This is a genomic window from Pseudomonas sp. KU43P (assembly GCF_033095865.1).
Classification (GTDB): domain Bacteria; phylum Pseudomonadota; class Gammaproteobacteria; order Pseudomonadales; family Pseudomonadaceae; genus Aquipseudomonas.
The window spans coordinates 4,889,211-4,906,198 of record NZ_AP019365.1; the positions used below are offsets into that span (position 1 = coordinate 4,889,211).

The 16,988-nt window shown below is 62.1% G+C and carries 18 protein-coding genes and 1 other RNA gene; 5 read left to right on the plus strand and 14 right to left on the minus strand.

The window, feature by feature from the left end; all coding sequences use genetic code 11:
• Positions 1–6: 6 nt before the first annotated feature.
• The 9 genes from mraY to rsmI form a co-directional block, all read right to left on the minus strand.
• Positions 7–1,089 carry a phospho-N-acetylmuramoyl-pentapeptide-transferase gene (gene mraY, locus KU43P_RS22340; protein ID WP_008097581.1) on the minus strand — a complete coding sequence of 361 codons (1,083 nt, stop codon included), beginning with the start codon at positions 1,087–1,089 and terminating at the stop codon, positions 7–9.
• Positions 1,089–2,456: a UDP-N-acetylmuramoyl-tripeptide--D-alanyl-D-alanine ligase gene (locus KU43P_RS22345; RefSeq protein WP_317659667.1), complete on the minus strand. Its 1,368-nt coding sequence runs from the start codon at positions 2,454–2,456 to the stop codon at positions 1,089–1,091. The genes mraY and KU43P_RS22345 overlap by 1 nt, the downstream gene beginning before the upstream one ends.
• Positions 2,449–3,939: a UDP-N-acetylmuramoyl-L-alanyl-D-glutamate--2,6-diaminopimelate ligase gene (locus KU43P_RS22350; RefSeq protein ID WP_411567228.1), complete on the minus strand. Its 1,491-nt coding sequence runs from the start codon at positions 3,937–3,939 to the stop codon at positions 2,449–2,451. Before KU43P_RS22350 ends, KU43P_RS22345 begins: the two co-directional genes overlap by 8 nt.
• Positions 3,936–5,669, minus strand: a complete 1,734-nt coding sequence (locus tag KU43P_RS22355) for a peptidoglycan D,D-transpeptidase FtsI family protein (RefSeq protein ID WP_317663895.1) — start codon at positions 5,667–5,669, stop codon at positions 3,936–3,938. The genes KU43P_RS22350 and KU43P_RS22355 overlap by 4 nt, the downstream gene beginning before the upstream one ends.
• Entirely contained in the window at positions 5,669–5,962 is a 294-nt protein-coding gene (gene ftsL / locus KU43P_RS22360; protein WP_176512381.1) for a cell division protein FtsL, read from the minus strand. Before ftsL ends, KU43P_RS22355 begins: the two co-directional genes overlap by 1 nt.
• Complete coding sequence (gene rsmH / locus KU43P_RS22365; RefSeq protein ID WP_411567229.1) at positions 5,959–6,906, minus strand: 16S rRNA (cytosine(1402)-N(4))-methyltransferase RsmH; 948 nt, start codon at positions 6,904–6,906, stop codon at positions 5,959–5,961. The genes ftsL and rsmH overlap by 4 nt, the downstream gene beginning before the upstream one ends.
• A complete protein-coding gene (gene mraZ / locus KU43P_RS22370) occupies positions 6,903–7,358 on the minus strand; it encodes a division/cell wall cluster transcriptional repressor MraZ (RefSeq protein ID WP_016395508.1) in 456 nt (151 codons plus the stop codon). The genes rsmH and mraZ overlap by 4 nt, the downstream gene beginning before the upstream one ends.
• Positions 7,359–7,666: 308 nt before the next feature.
• An RNA gene (gene rnpB / locus KU43P_RS22375) (RNase P RNA component class A) lies at positions 7,667–8,026 on the minus strand.
• 67 nt (positions 8,027–8,093) lie between these two features.
• Positions 8,094–8,969 carry a 16S rRNA (cytidine(1402)-2'-O)-methyltransferase gene (gene rsmI / locus KU43P_RS22380; protein ID WP_317659671.1) on the minus strand — a complete coding sequence of 292 codons (876 nt, stop codon included), beginning with the start codon at positions 8,967–8,969 and terminating at the stop codon, positions 8,094–8,096.
• Between the two features lie 188 nt (positions 8,970–9,157).
• Between rsmI and KU43P_RS22385 the strand changes: the two genes are divergently transcribed.
• The 5 genes from KU43P_RS22385 (at position 9,158) to KU43P_RS22405 (ending at position 12,926) form a co-directional block, all read left to right on the plus strand.
• The gene (locus KU43P_RS22385) at positions 9,158–10,975 is read left to right on the plus strand and encodes a penicillin-binding protein activator (RefSeq protein WP_317659672.1); all 1,818 of its coding nucleotides are present in this window, start codon (positions 9,158–9,160) and stop codon (positions 10,973–10,975) included.
• Complete coding sequence (locus KU43P_RS22390) at positions 10,975–11,346, plus strand: YraN family protein (protein WP_317659673.1); 372 nt, start codon at positions 10,975–10,977, stop codon at positions 11,344–11,346. Before KU43P_RS22385 ends, KU43P_RS22390 begins: the two co-directional genes overlap by 1 nt.
• Positions 11,347–11,432: 86 nt before the next feature.
• The gene (locus tag KU43P_RS22395) at positions 11,433–12,026 is read left to right on the plus strand and encodes a phosphoheptose isomerase (RefSeq protein ID WP_136913061.1); all 594 of its coding nucleotides are present in this window, start codon (positions 11,433–11,435) and stop codon (positions 12,024–12,026) included.
• On the plus strand, positions 12,023–12,601 hold the full coding sequence (locus KU43P_RS22400) for a BON domain-containing protein (protein ID WP_236235251.1): 579 nt from the start codon (positions 12,023–12,025) through the stop codon (positions 12,599–12,601). The genes KU43P_RS22395 and KU43P_RS22400 overlap by 4 nt, the downstream gene beginning before the upstream one ends.
• Before the next feature lie 106 nt (positions 12,602–12,707).
• A complete protein-coding gene (locus KU43P_RS22405; protein WP_317659676.1) occupies positions 12,708–12,926 on the plus strand; it encodes a YgdI/YgdR family lipoprotein in 219 nt (72 codons plus the stop codon).
• 49 nt (positions 12,927–12,975) lie between these two features.
• Here KU43P_RS22405 and KU43P_RS22410 read toward each other — a convergent pair whose 3' ends face one another.
• From KU43P_RS22410 to petA, 5 genes are all read right to left on the minus strand, one after another.
• On the minus strand, positions 12,976–13,407 hold the full coding sequence (locus tag KU43P_RS22410; protein ID WP_317659677.1) for a ClpXP protease specificity-enhancing factor: 432 nt from the start codon (positions 13,405–13,407) through the stop codon (positions 12,976–12,978).
• 10 nt (positions 13,408–13,417) lie between these two features.
• The gene (locus KU43P_RS22415) at positions 13,418–14,041 is read right to left on the minus strand and encodes a glutathione S-transferase N-terminal domain-containing protein (RefSeq protein ID WP_317659678.1); all 624 of its coding nucleotides are present in this window, start codon (positions 14,039–14,041) and stop codon (positions 13,418–13,420) included.
• Between the two features lie 117 nt (positions 14,042–14,158).
• Complete coding sequence (locus KU43P_RS22420; protein ID WP_317659680.1) at positions 14,159–14,938, minus strand: cytochrome c1; 780 nt, start codon at positions 14,936–14,938, stop codon at positions 14,159–14,161.
• Entirely contained in the window at positions 14,938–16,149 is a 1,212-nt protein-coding gene (locus KU43P_RS22425; protein WP_317659681.1) for a cytochrome bc complex cytochrome b subunit, read from the minus strand. Before KU43P_RS22425 ends, KU43P_RS22420 begins: the two co-directional genes overlap by 1 nt.
• Complete coding sequence (petA, locus tag KU43P_RS22430; protein ID WP_317659682.1) at positions 16,149–16,742, minus strand: ubiquinol-cytochrome c reductase iron-sulfur subunit; 594 nt, start codon at positions 16,740–16,742, stop codon at positions 16,149–16,151. Before petA ends, KU43P_RS22425 begins: the two co-directional genes overlap by 1 nt.
• Positions 16,743–16,988: the final 246 nt, after the last annotated feature.

The window sequence follows — 16,988 nt, forward strand, 5'->3', positions numbered from 1 at the left end:
GCTCGTCTACCTCAGTTTCAGGGTTGCAAGGCCGATCAGCACGAGGATCACGGTGATGATCCAGAAGCGGACGATCACGCGTGGCTCGGGCCAGCCCTTGAGTTCAAAGTGGTGGTGGATCGGTGCCATGCGAAATACACGCTTGCCGGTCAGCTTGAAGGAGGCGACCTGAATCACCACCGACAGGGTTTCCACGACGAAGATGCCGCCCATGATGAACAGGACGATTTCCTGACGTACGATCACCGCGATGGTGCCCAGTGCAGCGCCCAGTGCCAGGGCACCGACGTCACCCATGAACACCTGGGCCGGATAGGTGTTGAACCACAGGAAGCCCAGGCCCGCGCCAATCAACGCGCCGCAGAACACGATCAGCTCGCCCGAACCCGGCACGTAGGGAATCAGCAGGTATTCGGCGAATTTCACGTTGCCCGACAGGTAGCAGAAGATGCCCAGGGCACCGCCGACCATCACCGTCGGCATGATCGCCAGGCCATCGAGGCCATCGGTCAGGTTGACCGCGTTGCTCGAGCCGACGATGACGAAGTAGGTGAGAACGACGAAGCCGACACCCAGCGGAATGGTGACGTCCTTGAGGAACGGCACGATCAGCGTGGTTTCGACGCTGGTCGGCGCAGTCATGTACAGGAACACCGCGGCGCCCAGGCCGAATACCGACTGCCAGAAGTACTTCCAGCGGCTGGGCAGGCCACGCGAGTTCTTTTCGATCACCTTGCGATAATCATCGACCCAGCCAATGGCGCCGAACAGCAGCGTGACGATCAGCACCACCCAGACATAACGGTTGGTCAGGTCAGCCCACAGCAGCGTGCTGACACCGATGGCGGACAGGATCAAGGCACCACCCATGGTGGGGGTGCCAGACTTGGACAGGTGCGATTGCGGGCCGTCGTTACGGACGGCCTGACCGATCTGGCGGATCTGCAGGGTACGGATCATCCACGGGCCCAGCCACAGCGCCAGGGACAACGCGGTCAGTACACCGAGGATCCCGCGCAGGGACAGGTACTGGAAGACCGCGAAGCCTTTATGGAACTGTTGCAGATACTCAGCCAACAGCAGCAGCATTAATGTTTCTCCCCGCTGGCACCGCACAAAGCCGCCACGACGTTTTCCATCGCAGCGCTGCGCGAGCCCTTGATCAAGATAGTGGTATCGCTGGCACTCTCGGCGCGAACGGCTTCGATCAGCTCAGCTTGCGTAGCGAAATGACGGCCATCGGCGCCGAACGCCGTGACCGCATGAATCATGTTGGTACCCGTTGCATACACGGCATCGACCCTGCCACGTGCGTAGTCACCCACCTGACGGTGGCCTTCTTCTGCCCACTGGCCCAGTTCGCCGATATCCCCCAGCACCAGAACGGTGCGTCCGGAAAAGCCGGCGAGTATATCAATGGCCGCGCACATCGAGGTGGGATTTGCGTTGTAGCTGTCATCGATGACCCGCACACCGTTCGGGGCGATCTGTGCCACCGTGCGGCCCTTGACCGGCTGCACGGCCTCGAGCCCGGCGGCGATGCCGCTCAGGCTCAGACCAACGGCGTGGGCGGCGGCGGCAGCGGCCAGCGCGTTACTGACGTTATGCTCGCCCAGCACGTTGAGTTGCACGGACACAGACGCTCCAGCGCCATGCAATTTGAACGATGGACAGCCCCGCGCGTCACGATCGATATCCGTGGCATGAAAGTCGGCACGGACGTTTTCGCGGGCGAAACTGATGACCTTGTGCGCTCCGGCGCGCGCTTTCCAGATGGCAAAGGCCTTGTCGTCCAGGTTGAGAATGGCTGTGCCGCCCTCACCCAGGCCTTCGAGGATTTCGCCCTTGGCCTCGACGATCTTCTCCGGGCCGCCGAACTCGCCTACGTGGGCGGTGCCGGCGTTGTTGATGATGACCACCTGCGGCCGGGTCAGCTTCACGGTGTAGCGGATCTCGCCGATGCGCGAAGCACCCAGCTCGATGACTGCCGCGCTGTGTTCCGGGGAAATCTCCAGCAGCGTCAGCGGTGCGCCCAGGTCATTGTTCAAGTTGCCACGGGTCGCATGCACCAGCCCACGAGTACGCAGGATGCTGGCCAGCATCTCCTTGACCGTGGTCTTGCCGCTGGAGCCGGTGATGGCCACCACCGGCTTGTCGAAAGCGGCGCGGTTCAACGCACCGAGCTGGCCCAGGGCCAGTCGGCTGTCGGCAACCAGAAGCTGCGGCAGGTCGACACCGGCAACTTCACGCTCGACCAACGCGGCAACGGCGCCCTTGGCCTTCACATCGGCCAGGTAGTCGTGGCCATCGAACCGTGGGCCAGCCAGGGCGACGAAGAGTTGCCCGGCGCCAACGCTGCGGCTGTCGATGCTGACGCCGGTGAAGCTGGCGTCGGCGCCAACCTGACGGGCATTGAGCACCGTGGCCAGCTGGCTGAGGGTCATGGGCTTAAGCATGTGGAGCCTCCCAGGCTGCAAGTGCCTTGTCGGCTTCGATCAGGTCGGAGAATGGGTGGCGCTCGCCATTGATCTCCTGGTAATCCTCATGCCCCTTGCCGGCCAGGACGATCACATCGTTGGCGGCAGCGGTGGCGATCAGGTGTGCGATGGCCTCGCCCCGGCCGGCGACGAATTCCACGTCGGCAGCATTGGCGAAACCTGGGCGAATGTCGTCGAAGATGCCTTGCGGGTCTTCAGTACGCGGGTTGTCATCGGTAACCAGTACGCGGTCGGCCAGGCGCTCGGCCACCCGGGCCATCAGCGGGCGCTTGCCGCGGTCACGGTCGCCGCCACAGCCGAACAGGCACAGCAACTGCCCATGAGCGTGCGGACGCAAGGCTTCGAGCACTTTTTCAAGGGCGTCGGGGGTGTGAGCGTAATCCACCACCACCAACGGTTTGTCACCGCCGCCCAGGCGCTGCATGCGGCCTACCGGCCCCTGCAGATGCGGGGTGACCTTGAGGATTTCGTCGAGCGAATAGTCCAGGGCCAGCAGCGTGGCCACTGCGGCCAGCACGTTGCTCAGGTTGAAACGCCCCAGGAGTTGGCTGCGCAGGGTGCGTTCGCCCTGAGCGGTCACCAGCGTTGCGCGCACACCGTCGTCATCGAACACGGCTTCACGACAGAACAGCGAGGCGTCGGAATCTTCCAGGCTGTAGCTGAGCAGACGGGCTTCGACATGATTGGCACTTGGACGACGGGCGAAGTCATCCGCCAGGCGTCGACCGAACGCGTCATCGAGATTGACTACCTGGCAACGCAGGCTCGGCCAGGAGAACAGCTTGGCCTTGGCGGCCTCGTAGGCCTCCATGCTGCCGTGGTAGTCGAGGTGGTCACGGGACAGGTTGGTCATGACCGCGATATCGAATTCCAGCGCAGCGACGCGCCCCTGCTCCAGGGCGTGCGAGGAAACCTCCATTGCCACGGCCTTGGCGCCGCCCTTCTTCAGGTCGTACAGCGTCGACTGCACCGCGATCGGGTCAGGCGTGGTCAGGCGACCACTCTGCAACTCGCCATAGAAACCAGTGCCCAGGGTGCCGATCAGGCCGCAACGCTGGCCCAATGCATCGAGGGCCTGCGCCACCAGCTGGGTAACGCTGGTCTTACCGTTTGTGCCGGTCACGCCGACCAGGTTCAGTTGACGGCTCGGCTCGCCATAGAAGGTACCGGCGATCCGGGAAAGCTGCGAAACCAGCCCCTTGACCGGAATCAGCGGCGCATCGGTGATCGGCAGCACGCTGGCGCCCTGCTCTTCATAAGCCACTGCTGCGGCACCACGGGCCAGAGCGTCGGCGATATGGTCACGGCCATCGACCTTGGCCCCTGGCACGGCCAAAAACAGGTCACCCGGACGCACGGCGCGGCTGTCCAGGGTCAGTTCACGAATCAGTGGATCGCGGCTGGCGTGGGCGAATAGCTTGCTCAGTGGCATTGTCATCATCCACGCCCTCCCTTGGCGGGTGCTGCATTCACTTGTTGCTGTTCGGTGGGCGGCGGCAGGTTATCCGGCGGCACGTTCATCAAGCGCAGGGTGCCCGACATGACCTTGCTGAATACCGGCGCGGAGACCAGGCCACCGAAGTAGCCGCCTTTGCTCGGCTCGTCGATGACCACGACGATGGCGTAGCGCGGGTCGCTCATCGGGCCGAAGCCGGCGAACAGCGAGCGGTAGGCGTTTTCGGTGTAGCCCTTGGAACCCACGGTGGCCTTGCGCGCGGTACCGGACTTGCCGGCCACGTGATAGAACGGCACCTGGGCACGGAACACCCCGCGCGGCGCCTCGATCACCTGCTGCAGCATGCCCTGCACGGTTTCGGCAGTTTCTTTGGGGATCGCCTGCACCGCCTCTGGCGCCTTGTCGACCTTGAGGATCGAGAGCGGCACCATCTTGCCGTCGTTGGCCAGTGCCGCGTAGGCATGTACCAGCTGTAGGGCGGTAACCGATACGCCATAGCCGTAAGACAGGGTCGCGGTTTCAGCCTTTCGCCATTCCCGGTGGTTGGGCAGGTTACCAACACGTTCGCCCGGGAAGCCAAGGCCGGTGTACTGGCCCAGGCCGACCTGGGACATGACCCGGTAGATGGCCTCGCCACCGATATCGAAGGCGATCTTGCTCATGCCCACGTTACTGGAGTTGATCAGGATGCCGGTCAGGTCGAGGATCGGGCCCTCGCTCCGGGATACGTCCTTGATGGTGTAACGGCCGATCTGCAGGCTGCCCGGATACACTTCGACCTTGTCGGTAGGCTTCCAGCGCCCGCTCTGCAGGGCGGCGCTCATGGAAATCGGCTTGACCGTAGAGCCAGGCTCGAACACGTCGATGATCGCCCGGTTGCGCATGGCTGCGGGGAACATGCTGCGGCGGTTGTTCGGGTTGTAGGTCGGCTGGTTGACCATGGCCAACACTTCACCGGTCTTGACGTCCATGATCACCAGGCTGCCGGCCTTGGCGTCCTGTTCGGCGATGGCGTTGCGCAGCTCGCGGGTGGCCAGGTACTGCAGGCGCAGGTCGATGGACAACGCCAAGGTCTTGCCGGCCTTGGCGTTCTTGGTCACCTGGATGTCCTTGATCAGCCGGCCACGCCGGTCCTTGATCACCTGTCGCTTGCCGGGCACACCGGCTAGCCACTCATCGTAGGCCAGTTCCACCCCTTCACGACCGTGGTCGTCGAGGTCGGTGAACCCGACCATGTGCGCGGTGACATCACCGGCCGGGTAGAAGCGGCGGAATTCTTCGAGGCCGTATACGCCTGGCATCTTCAGGTCGAGCACGTGCTGGCCCTGCTCCGGGGTCAGCCCGCGGACCAGGTAGATGAATTCCTTGTTGGCCTGCTGGGTCAGGCGCTCGGTCAGTTGCTGGGCGTTCTGCCCGAGCGCAGCGGCCAGCTGCGGCCAGCGCTCTTTGGATGCCTGCATTTCCTTGGGGTTGGCCCACAAGGTAGTGACTGGAGTACTGACAGCCAGCGGCTCACCGTTACGGTCAGTGATCAGGCCACGGTGCGCAGGAATCGGGATATGGCGCAGGCTGCGGGCATCGCCCTGGCCCTTGAGGAAGTCGCGGTCGACCACCTGCAGGTCGATGATGCGCCAGCAGATGGCGCCGACCATAATCGCCAGCAGGCCGATCACGACGCGGAAGCGCCACGGGTAGAGTGCGCCTTCAAGCTTCATCATGGCGCCACCATTCGGACTTCGTCCGCAGCGGGCACCCGCATCTTCAACTGCTCGGACGCAAGATTCTCGATGCGGCTGGCGGCGGTCCAGGTGCTTTGTTCGAGAATGAGCCGGCCCCATTCGGCCTGGGCCTTGTCGCGCTCGCTCAACTCACCGTAAAGGGTGTTGAGCAATTGGCGATTCCAGTGCGCACTGTAAGACACAGCGATGGCCGAGACGAGCACAGCGACAAACAGCAGAAGCATCAGGAAGCTTCCGCCTGGCAAAGGCTTGGCAAATAGCCGGCTCACCGAAGCTTCTCCGCCACCCGCATCACGGCGCTGCGCGACCGCGGGTTGGCCTTGAGTTCTGCCTCGGAGGCGAACTGCGCCTTGCCGATCAGGCGGATTTTCGGTTCGAAGACCTTGTGCTGGACCGGCAGGTTGCGCGGCAGGTTGTCTGCCTCACCCTTGGCCAGCTTGCGCATGAAGAGTTTGACGATGCGGTCTTCCAGCGAGTGGAAGCTGATCACCGCCAGGCGGCCACCGACTTCCAGCGCGTCGATCGCGGCTTCGAGGCCGGTTTCCAGGTCGCCCAGTTCGTTGTTGACGTGAATGCGCAGGCCCTGGAAGGCACGAGTCGCCGGGTTCTTGCCCTTTTCCCAGGCTGGGTTGGCAACCTTGAGCACCTCGGCCAGGTCGCCAGTGCGGGTGAACGGCTGCTGCTCGCGGCGCAACACCACGGCACGGGCCATACGCTTGGCAAAACGCTCTTCGCCGTACTCCTTGAAGACACGGGCGATTTCTTCTTCCGGGGCACTGGCGATGAACTCGGCGGCGCTGATGCCCTGATCCGGGTTCATGCGCATGTCCAGCGGGCCGTCATTGAGGAAACTGAAGCCGCGCTCGGGGTCGTCCAGTTGCGGCGAGGATACACCCAGGTCGAGCAGGATACCGCTGACCTTGCCGTCCAGGCCGCGCTCGGCCACCTCGGCACCCAGCTCGGCAAAGCTGCGCTGCACAATGACAAAGCGGCCGTCTTCGGCCGCCAGCGCTTGCCCGGTGGCAATCGCTTGAGGATCTTTGTCGAACCCCAGCAGCCGCCCTTGCGGACCGAGCTTGCTGAGAATCAGGCGGCTATGCCCGCCACGTCCGAAGGTGCCGTCCAGATAGCAACCGTCGGCGCGCAGGGCCAATGCCTCGACAGCTTCGTCGAGCAGGACGGTAATGTGGTTGAAGCCGCTATCTATGGTCACAGGATCAGGTCACGCAAATCGTCGGGCATGGCGCCCGGTTGTTGGATAGCTGCAAGGTCGGCTGCCGAAACCACGTTCCAGGCATCCTCATCCCACAGCTGGAATTTGTTCAGCTGCCCCACCAGCATCGCCTTCTTGTCCAGCTTGGCGTACTCACGCAGGCGGGGCGGTACCAGGAAACGACCACTGCCATCGAGCTCCAGGTCAACCGCATTGCCGATCAGCAGACGCTGCAGGCGGCGGTTTTCCTCACGCAACGACGGCAAGGCACGCAACTTGGCTTCAATCTGTTCCCACTCGTCGAGGGGATAAACACACAAGCAGGGATCAACGGCGTCGATGGTCACGATCAGCTGACCATTGCAACGCGAATCGAGCTCGTCACGGTACCGGCTCGGCATGGCGAGACGGCCCTTTGCATCGAGGCTGACGGCGTTGGCTCCGCGGAACACGGCTGCGATTCCCCACAATGTTAGCTTTTTTGTGCCAGAAAACCCACTTCATCCCACTTTCTGCCACTTGCGCACACTATAGGAATCCGTCCGCTGCACCGTCAAGGCACGTTCATAAGGAAAACCCTTACAGGACCGAGATTTAGCGCGATATAGGAAGGTGGAAGGAATACCGGAGGATGAAAAAAACGTGAAAAATCAAACCGACTCAAACGAATACAGTTCGAAGTTAAAGTGATTTATTAAGAGTAAGATTTTTTCGGTATTACCAGGAAGGATCTGCTATCGATTAAGCAGGAGGGAGGAAGGTGGAGAGTCGATCTGTAAGCCGGGTTTTGTCGAGGACAGTCATTCCTCTACGACGGCCATCACTGGACGCCTCTAGCAACCTACCCGGTTCCGACGCGGGCCACGCCTGATGGAACCCTATTTGGTCTTGCTCCGAGTGGGGTTTACCTAGCCACGAACTGTTGCCAGACGTGCGGTGCGCTCTTACCGCACCTTTTCACCCTTACCGGCACCGAAGTGCTTAGGCGGTTATTTTCTGTGGCACTTTCCGTAGGCTCGCGCCTCCCAGGCGTTACCTGGCACTCTGCCCTATGGAGCCCGGACTTTCCTCCCCCTTCTTTTGCGGAACAAAAGAAGGCAGCGACTGTCCGATCGACTCTCCGCCGCCAAGGTTAACGGTAGCCGGGCTCAAGAACAAGCAATAGCTCAAATTACATCAAATGGCCACTACTGAGCTTTCTGCTTTTCCAGGGCCAATTGATACAACACGTTCTTGCGCACGCCGGTAATTTCAGCCGCCAGGGCAGCTGCACGCTTGAGCGGCAACTCGGCCAGCAGCAAGTCCAGCACGCGCTGCGCCTCGGCACTGACGCCCTCCTCGCCCTCCGGCGCACTCCAGCCGCCCACGAGCACAACGCACTCGCCACGCTGTTGATTGCTGTCGCCTGCGACGAACGCACGCAGCTCGCCCAGCGGCAGCCCCTTGAGGGTCTCGAAGGTCTTGGTCAGCTCACGCGCCAGCAACGCCGGGCGGTCGGCCCCGAACACCAGTTCCATGTCCTCGAGGCATTCAAGGATGCGGTGCGGCGCTTCATAGAAGATCAAGGTACGCGGCTCTTCCTTCACCAGTTCCAGACGCGCGCGACGGCCAGCGGCCTTGGCCGGCAGGAAGCCTTCGAAGATGAACCGGTCCGAAGGCATGCCCGCAGCAGACAACGCGGCGATCAGTGCACAGGCTCCCGGCACCGGCACCACTTTCACACCTGCGGCGCGAGCTTGACGCACCAAGTGATAGCCGGGGTCGGAGATCAGCGGCGTACCCGCATCGGAAACCAGCGCCACATCTTCTCCCGCGAGCAACTTGCCGATGAAGCGCCCACCTTCGTCGCGCTCGTTGTGCTCGTGGCAGGCCGCCAGCGGTGTATCGATGCCGAAATGCTGCAACAGGCGGATCGAATGCCGGGTATCCTCGGCGGCGATCAGGGCGACATCGGCCAGCACTTTCAAGGCCCTGGCGCTCATGTCGTCAAGGTTGCCGATGGGGGTAGCGACCACATACAGCGTCCCCACGGTGGATTTCGAAACCCCTGCCACATCAGTCACTGCGCACACCTGTCTTTCGGATCAAAGGCGCCATTGTAGCCCGAGCACCGGTAACAGGGCGCAAAGAACTTCGCCGACGGCCTGCGCCCGGGCACCTATAGTGAAGGTTCGGCATACAGCAACATCGCGCCCGAGCCACCGGTTGGGTACAATTGCCGGCCAACTTGATCGAGTAACAGGACCTTTACATGATCGCTTGCCTGCGGCTGTTCACAGCCCTCTGCCTCGCCGCCCTGCTGGCAGCCTGCGCCAGCTCGCCCTCATCCAGCCTGGGCGAACTGCCACGCACGCCGGACGCCAGCATCGAGCAACTGCTCGAAAAAGCGGCCACCAGCAAGTCCGCGGAAGATGCCGCCCTGCTGCGCCTGAGCGCGGCCGACCTGGCCTACAAGCAGAAGGACTACCCACGCGCCGCACGCATTCTCGAGCAAGTGCCGATGGACACGCTCAAGCCCGCTCAGCAGATCTTCGCCGCGACCCTCGGTGCAGAACTGGCGATGAGCCGCAACCAGCCCAAGGCCGCCCTGTCCGCGCTGTCGCACCCAAGCCTGCAGCACATCGGTGAGCTCCCCGAAGAACAGCAGGTACGCACCTACAGCGTGCACGCCGCAGCCCTCGAAGCCGATGGCCAGACCCTGGCCGCCGCTCAGCAGCGCGTGCTGCTGACCCCACTGCTCAATGGCCAGGCCGCCAACGCCAACAACGATGCAATCTGGGCACTGGTCGCCGCCCTCCCTGCAGAGCAGTTGCAGCAACCCGCCAGCAACGAAACCCTGGCCGGCTGGAACAGCCTCGCCCTGGCCGTGAAAAGTGCCGGCACGCTGGAACAGCAACAGGCTGCCATCGACACCTGGCGCAAGCAGCACCCGGACCACCCGGCTGCCAAGCAACTGCCGCTGGCCCTGACCAAACTCAAAGAGCTGGCCAGTCAGCCCCTGACCAAGATCGGCCTGCTACTGCCCCAGGAAGGCCCGCTGGCCGGGGTTGCCCGCGCCCTGCGTGACGGCTTCATGGCCGCGCACTTCCAGGCCCAGCAGGCAGGCCAGCAGGCGCCAGCCGTGCAGGTGTACGACAGCTCGCGCATTGGCTCGCTCGACGACTTCTACCGCCAGGCTCAGGCCGATGGCGTGCAACTGGTGATCGGCCCGCTGGAAAAGCCGCTGGTCAAGAAGCTCGCCGCCAATACCCAACTGCCTATCACCACCCTCGCGCTGAACTACGCCGAAGCTGGCCAGAAGGCGCCGCCGCAACTGTTCCAGTTCGGCCTCGCGGCCGAGGACGAAGCCCGCGAAGTATCCCGTCGCGCCCGCGCCGACGGCATGGTTCGCGCCGTGGCACTGGTACCGAGCGGTGAATGGGGTGACCGCGTGCTGGCCGCCTTCCGCCAGGATTGGGAAGGCAACGGTGGCACCATCATCGCCGCCGAGCGCATTGCCCAGCCGGTCGCCCTGGCCCAGCAGATCGCCAACCTGTTCCAACTGCGCCAGAGCGAAGGCCGCGCACAGAGCCTGCAGAGCACCGTGGGCGGCAGCATCGCCGCGCAACCGTCGCGCCGTCAGGACATCGACTTCATCTTCCTCGCCTCGACTCCACAGCAGGCGCAGCAGATCAAGCCGACCCTGAACTTCCAGTACGCCGGCGACGTGCCGGTCTACGCCACCTCGAACCTGTATAGCGCCAGCGGTGACGTGAACCAGTACAACGACATGAACGGCATTCGCTTCTGTGAAACCCCATGGCTGCTCGACACCAGCAACAGCCTGCGTCAGCAAGTGGTCCAGCAATGGCCACAAGCCGCCGGCAGCTTGGGCCGCCTGTACGCCATGGGAGTCGATGCCTACAGCCTGGCACCACGCCTGGGCCAGCTGAAGGCACTGCCGGACAACCGTGTACAGGGCCTTTCCGGCAGCTTGAGCATGAATGCCAGCCAGCGCATCGAGCGCCAGCTGCCATGGGCCGAATTCTCCGGCGGCCAGGTCAAGCGCCTGCCGGACACTACCCGCTGATGCCAGAAGCATCGCCGACCAGCGCCGGCCAGGCCGCCGAACAGCACGCCCTTGAGTACCTTCAGGGGCAAGGCCTGAAACTGCTGACGCGCAATTGGCGATGCAAAGGTGGCGAGCTTGATCTGGTCATGCTCGACGCCGATACAGTAGTATTCGTCGAAGTCCGCTACCGGTTGCATGCGGGCTTTGGCGGCGCCCTCGGCAGTATCGACGGGCGCAAGCAGAAACGGCTGGTGCTTGCTGCCAGCCTGTTCCTGCAGAAGGAGTCCCGCTGGGCCAATCACCCCTGCCGCTTTGACGTTGTCGCCCTGCAGGGCAGCCACCATGCAGGCCTACCGCTTCAATGGCTGAAAAACGCCTTCGAATGCTGAACCCACTTCAATTTTTTTGCTCTATGTTTCGCGGGCTGGACCCTGTTGCGCGTAGCAAAGGCCACCGCCCCACTTAAGGTCACCAGATGGACATGCAATCCCGAATTCGCCGGCTGTTCCAGGCCAGCATCGACACCAAGCAACAGGCAATGGACATCCTGGCACCGCACATCGAGCAGGCCAGCCTGGTCATGGTCAATGCGCTGCTCAACGAGGGCAAGATGCTCGCCTGCGGCAACGGCGGCTCGGCTGGCGACGCCCAGCACTTCTCGTCCGAGCTGCTCAACCGCTTCGAGCGCGAGCGCCCGAGCCTGCCGGCCATCGCCCTGACCACCGACAGTTCGACGCTGACCTCGATCGCCAACGACTACAGCTACAACGAAGTCTTTTCCAAGCAGATTCGCGCCCTGGGCCAACCCGGTGACGTCCTGCTGGCGATTTCCACCAGCGGCAACTCGGCCAACGTGATTCAAGCGATCCAGGCGGCACATGATCGCGAAATGATTGTCGTAGCAATGACCGGGCGTGACGGTGGCGGCATGGCTTCGCTGCTGCTGCCAGAGGACGTGGAAATCCGTGTCCCCTCCACGGTCACTGCACGTATTCAGGAAGTCCACCTGCTGGCGATCCATTGCCTGTGCGATCTGATCGACAGCCAACTGTTCGGGAGTGAAGAATGATCCCCAAGCGCCTCGGCCTGATGGCCCTGACCCTGTGCCTGAGCGTTACCGGCTGCAGCTCGGTACTGACCTCGACCCGCAACTCGCCGATCGAGGATGATCGCGGCACACGCACCATCGGCAGCAAGATCGACGACTCGCTGATCGAGACCAAGGCCTCGGTCAACATCGCCAAAGCCAGCCCAGACCTGGACAAGAGCTCGCATATCGTCGTCAGCAGCTACAACGGCATCGTGCTGCTGGCCGGGCAAACCCCGCGTGCCGACCTCAAGAGCCTGGCCGAACAGACCGCCAGCCAGGTGCAGCGGGTCAAGAAGGTGCACAACGAACTGCAGGTGATGCAGCCCTCGTCCATCCTGGCGCGCAACAACGACGCCTGGCTGACCACCAAGATCAAGACGCAGATGCTGACCGACAACGCGGTGCCCAGCTCCCGCATCAAGGTGATTACCGAGAACGGTATCGTCTACCTGCTCGGCCTGGTGACCCAGCAGGAGGCCAACTCGGCCACTGCCGTGGTGCAGGGTGTGTCGGGGGTGCAGAAGATCGTCAAGCTGTTCGAGTACATCGACTGATTTGGTTGTCGCCCATACCGGCCTCTCGCGGATGAATCCGCCCCTACGGGAGGCCGGCGCCAGCATCAAACAAGCTCCACCTCTTCGTATATCCAGGAAACACCGCATGAAAAAGCTTCTGCTGCCTGCCCTTCTGATCGGCGCCTTCGCCAGCCTGGCTGGCTGCTCCACCCCCAGCCTGATCACGCTCAACGACGGCCGCGAATTCCAGGCTGTCGACGCGCCGCACTATGAGAAGGACACCGGTTTCTACGAGTTCCAGCAACTCGATGGCAAGCGCACCCGCATCAACAAAGACCAGGTGCGCACCATCAGCGACCTGTAATTTCAGGCACCGCAATGAAAAAGGCGATCCACTCGGATCGCCTTTTTTGTTACTTGACCACCTTCAGGCTCGGCCGCCCAGTCGGGCGCGGCGGCTGCCCACCACCCTCTGGCGGGCCATCGTCATCAGGCTCGACACCTTCACCTTCCGACTCGTCATCATCCATGATCGGCGGCTCCAGCTCGAAGACCATGCCCTGGCCGTTTTCACGGGCATAGATCCCGAGAATGGCCCCAACCGGCACGAACAACGAATGGGACACGCCACTGAAGCGCCCCTCGAAGCTTACCGCGTCGTTGTCCATGTGCAGGTTGCGTACGGCACTGGGGGAGATGTTCAGGACGATCTGGCCGTCACTGGCGAAGCCTTGCGGCACCTGGACAGCCGGAAACTCGGCATTGACCAGCATATGGGGGGTGCAATCGTTGTCGACGATCCACTCGTACAGTGCTCGAACCAGATAGGGGCGACTGGAGTTCATCAACGGCTCCTTAAAGCTTGCGCATTTCATGTTCTACGGAGGACAAGCTCGCCACGAATGGCTCGCGAGCGAACTGTCGCTCCATGTAATCCAGCAGCGGCTTGGCTTGCCGCGGCAATTCGATACCCATCACCGGCAAACGCCAGAGTATGGGTAATAGACAGCAATCAACCAGGCTTTGCTCATCGCTCATGAAGCAGGCGAATTCGCCGAACAAGGGCGACACGCCAGTCAGGCTTTCGCGCAGCGCCTTGCGCGCTTCGACACGGGCGGTATCGGCGCTGCGCGGGTCGAGTATGGTATCAGCCAGCACGCACCAGTCGCGCTGGATGCGATGCATCAGCAAGCGGCTGTTGCCCCTCGCCACCGGGTATACCGGCATCAGTGGCGGATGTGGGTAACGCTCCTCGAGGTATTCCATCACCACGGTCGATTCATACAACGCCAGGTCACGATCGACCAGGGTCGGCACACTGCCGTAAGGGTTTACCTCAACCAGCTTCGGCGGAAGGCGGGCGGGATCGACGTCGATGACCTGCACGCTGACGCCCTTCTCCGCGAGCACGAGACGTACCCGGTGAGAATAGTGGTCAGCGGGGTCGGAATAGCAGGCTAACCGGTTGGTTGCGCCCATGTAGCGCCTCCTCGCAAGGGATGCTTGTGAAACTGTAAATGAAAACGCGCCCGGGGCGTCCTGGCAAAATTGCCAGGACGCCCCGGGCGCGTTCAACAACCAGAAATTACTGCGTGATCAATGCACGTCCTTCCAATATTCGCGCTTGAGCAAATAGGCGAATACGAAGAAGAAAGCCAGGTACAGCAGCACATAGGTACCGATGCGCTGGCTTTCCAGTTTGACCGGGTTGGCCGAATAGGCCAGGAAGGTCACCAGGTTCTTGACCTTCTCGTCGAACTGCTCGGTGGTCAGGGTACCGGAATTCGGCGTGATGGTCAGCTGGTCGCAGGCTTCATGGGTCAGCGGGCTGCCAGTCAGTGGGTCGAATTGCTTCTTGCCATCGACCACGGTCTGCACCTGCTTGCAGCCAACCACCTGGTTGCCTTGCAGGCCGACCAGCACGTTGGGCATGCCGACATTCGGGAATACTTTGTTGTTCACCCCGTAAGGCCGCGATTTGTCCTCGTAGAAGCTGCGCAGGTAGGTGTACAGCCAGTCGGTACCGCGCACGCGGGCAACCAGGGTCAAGTCAGGGGGTGCCGCACCGAACCAGGTCTTGGCATCCGCCGGCTGCATGCCGATGGTCATGTGGTCGCCGATCTTGGCACCCGTGAACACCAGCTTTTCCAGCATCAGCTCGTGAGGGATGCCCAAGTCGTCGGCAACTCGCTCGTAACGCTGGAACTTGGCGCTGTGGCAGCCCATGCAATAGTTGGCGAAGGTTCGCGCGCCATCCTGCATGGCCGCCTTGTCAGTCAGGTCGATATCGACCTTGTCCAGCTCCAGGCCATGTTCGGCAGCGAAGGAAAAGGCAGGCATCACTGCCAGCAAAAATACTGCAATCAACTTTTTCATCAGCCAGTCACCCTTTCCGGAACCGGTTTGGTCTTCTCGAGCCTTGTGTAGAACGGCATCAGCAGGAAGTAGGCGAAGTACAGCACCGTGCACACCTGCGACAGCAAGGTACGCCCAGGCGTCGGGGCCAGCACGCCGAGCACGCCGAGAATCACGAAGGCCACGCAGAACACCAGCAGGAAGATCTTGCTGATCCAGCCCTTGTAGCGCATCGAGCGCACAGGGCTGCGGTCGAGCCAGGGGAGGACGAACAGCACGGCGATCGCGGCACCCATGGCGATCACCCCGAACAGCTTGTCAGGCACCGCACGCAAGATCGCGTAGAACGGCGTGAAGTACCAAACCGGCGCGATGTGCTCAGGCGTCTTGAACGCGTTGGCCTGCTCGAAGTTGGGTTTTTCCAGGAAGTAACCACCCATCTCCGGGAAGAAGAACACCACGGCGCAGAACACGAAGAGGAAGACCACCACACCGACGATGTCTTTCACGGTGTAGTACGGGTGGAACGGAATGCCGTCCAGGGGGATGCCGTTCTCGTCTTTTTTCTTCTTGATGTCGACGCCGTCCGGGTTGTTCGAACCCACTTCATGCAGCGCCAGGATATGTAGCACCACCAGGCCGAGGATCACGATCGGCAGGGCCACCACATGCAACGCGAAGAAGCGGTTCAGGGTGATGCCCGAAATCAGATAGTCGCCGCGGATCCACTGGGTGAGGTCACCGCCGATCACCGGAATGGCGCCGAACAGCGAAATGATCACCTGGGCACCCCAGTACGACATCTGCCCCCACGGCAGCAGGTAGCCCATGAATGCCTCTGCCATCAGGGCCAGGTAGATCAGCATGCCGAACAGCCAGACCAGTTCGCGTGGCTTCTGGTAGGAGCCGTAGAGCAGGCCACGGAACATGTGCAGGTAGACCACGATGAAGAACGCCGAGGCCCCCGTAGAGTGCAGGTAGCGCAGGATCCAGCCGTACTCGACGTCACGCATGATGTACTCGACCGAGGCGAACGCCTCTTCCGCCGAGGGCGTGAAGCTCATGGTCAACCACACACCGGTGACAATCTGGTTGACCAGCACCAGCAGGGCCAGGGAGCCGAAGAAATACAGGAAGTTGAAGTTCTTGGGCGCGTAATACTTGCTCAGGTGGTCTTCCCACATCTTGGTGGCGGGGAAGCGAGCATCAATCCAGTCCATGAACTTGCTCATCATGCTTTCTCCTGGTCGACGCCGATGACGATGATGTCATCCGACTCGTAAGAGTGCGGCGGCACTGGCAGGTTGAGAGGTGCTGGCTGCGACTTGTAGACACGCCCAGCAAGGTCGTAATGGGAGCCGTGGCACGGGCAAAAATACCCACCCACCCATTTCGGACCCAGGTCGGCGGGCGCGACCTCCGGGCGGAACGTCGGCGAGCAACCCAGGTGAGTACACAGGCCGACGAGGATGAGGATTTCCGGCTTGATCGAGCGCACCTGGGGGTCGACATAGGTCGGCTGCACCGACGCCTTCGATTCCGGGTCGGACAGCTCTGCCGTGATCTTCTTGAGGTTACCGAGGATCTCTGGCGTTCGCCGCACGATGAATACGGGCTGGCCGCGCCACTCAGCGACCATCTGCTGCCCAGGTTCGACCTTGGCGATATTGACCTTCACCGGTGCACCAGCCGCTTTCGCCTTGGCACTGGGAAACCATGACCCCACGAACGGTACCGCAGCCCCCACTGCCCCCGCTGCCCCGACCACGGATGTCGCGGCTACGAGGAAGCGGCGCCGGCCTGCGTTGACGCCGTCATTGCTCATTCAGTCCTCTCCCATCAGCTTGCTTGGCCTGTTGGATCAGGCCTGTACTTAGGTAATGTCTGTGGCACTAAAAATTGGCCGCCATGGTAAGTAACAAAACCACACAATGACAAGGTGATTACCCCCACTACAGGCTGCAACCCTCGCTTTGCTTGATCTGCGTCTATGCGCCAAGTCGCCACCGACATGCTGACAGGTTAGTTCAAGACATAAAAAAAGCCCGGTTCCAAGGAACCGGGCTTTTTT

Coding starts and splice junctions, on each gene's coding strand:
- mraY (WP_008097581.1), bottom strand. CDS start 1,089: ATGCTGCTGCTGTTGGCTGAGTATCTGCAACAGTTCCATAAAGGCTTC.
- KU43P_RS22345 (WP_317659667.1), bottom strand. CDS start 2,456: ATGCTTAAGCCCATGACCCTCAGCCAGCTGGCCACGGTGCTCAATGCC.
- KU43P_RS22350 (WP_411567228.1), bottom strand. CDS start 3,939: ATGATGACAATGCCACTGAGCAAGCTATTCGCCCACGCCAGCCGCGAT.
- KU43P_RS22355 (WP_317663895.1), bottom strand. CDS start 5,669: ATGAAGCTTGAAGGCGCACTCTACCCGTGGCGCTTCCGCGTCGTGATC.
- KU43P_RS22385 (WP_317659672.1), top strand. CDS start 9,158: ATGATCGCTTGCCTGCGGCTGTTCACAGCCCTCTGCCTCGCCGCCCTG.
- KU43P_RS22390 (WP_317659673.1), top strand. CDS start 10,975: ATGCCAGAAGCATCGCCGACCAGCGCCGGCCAGGCCGCCGAACAGCAC.
- KU43P_RS22395 (WP_136913061.1), top strand. CDS start 11,433: ATGGACATGCAATCCCGAATTCGCCGGCTGTTCCAGGCCAGCATCGAC.
- KU43P_RS22400 (WP_236235251.1), top strand. CDS start 12,023: ATGATCCCCAAGCGCCTCGGCCTGATGGCCCTGACCCTGTGCCTGAGC.
- KU43P_RS22405 (WP_317659676.1), top strand. CDS start 12,708: ATGAAAAAGCTTCTGCTGCCTGCCCTTCTGATCGGCGCCTTCGCCAGC.
- KU43P_RS22410 (WP_317659677.1), bottom strand. CDS start 13,407: ATGAACTCCAGTCGCCCCTATCTGGTTCGAGCACTGTACGAGTGGATC.
- KU43P_RS22415 (WP_317659678.1), bottom strand. CDS start 14,041: ATGGGCGCAACCAACCGGTTAGCCTGCTATTCCGACCCCGCTGACCAC.
- KU43P_RS22420 (WP_317659680.1), bottom strand. CDS start 14,938: ATGAAAAAGTTGATTGCAGTATTTTTGCTGGCAGTGATGCCTGCCTTT.
- KU43P_RS22425 (WP_317659681.1), bottom strand. CDS start 16,149: ATGAGCAAGTTCATGGACTGGATTGATGCTCGCTTCCCCGCCACCAAG.
- petA (WP_317659682.1), bottom strand. CDS start 16,742: ATGAGCAATGACGGCGTCAACGCAGGCCGGCGCCGCTTCCTCGTAGCC.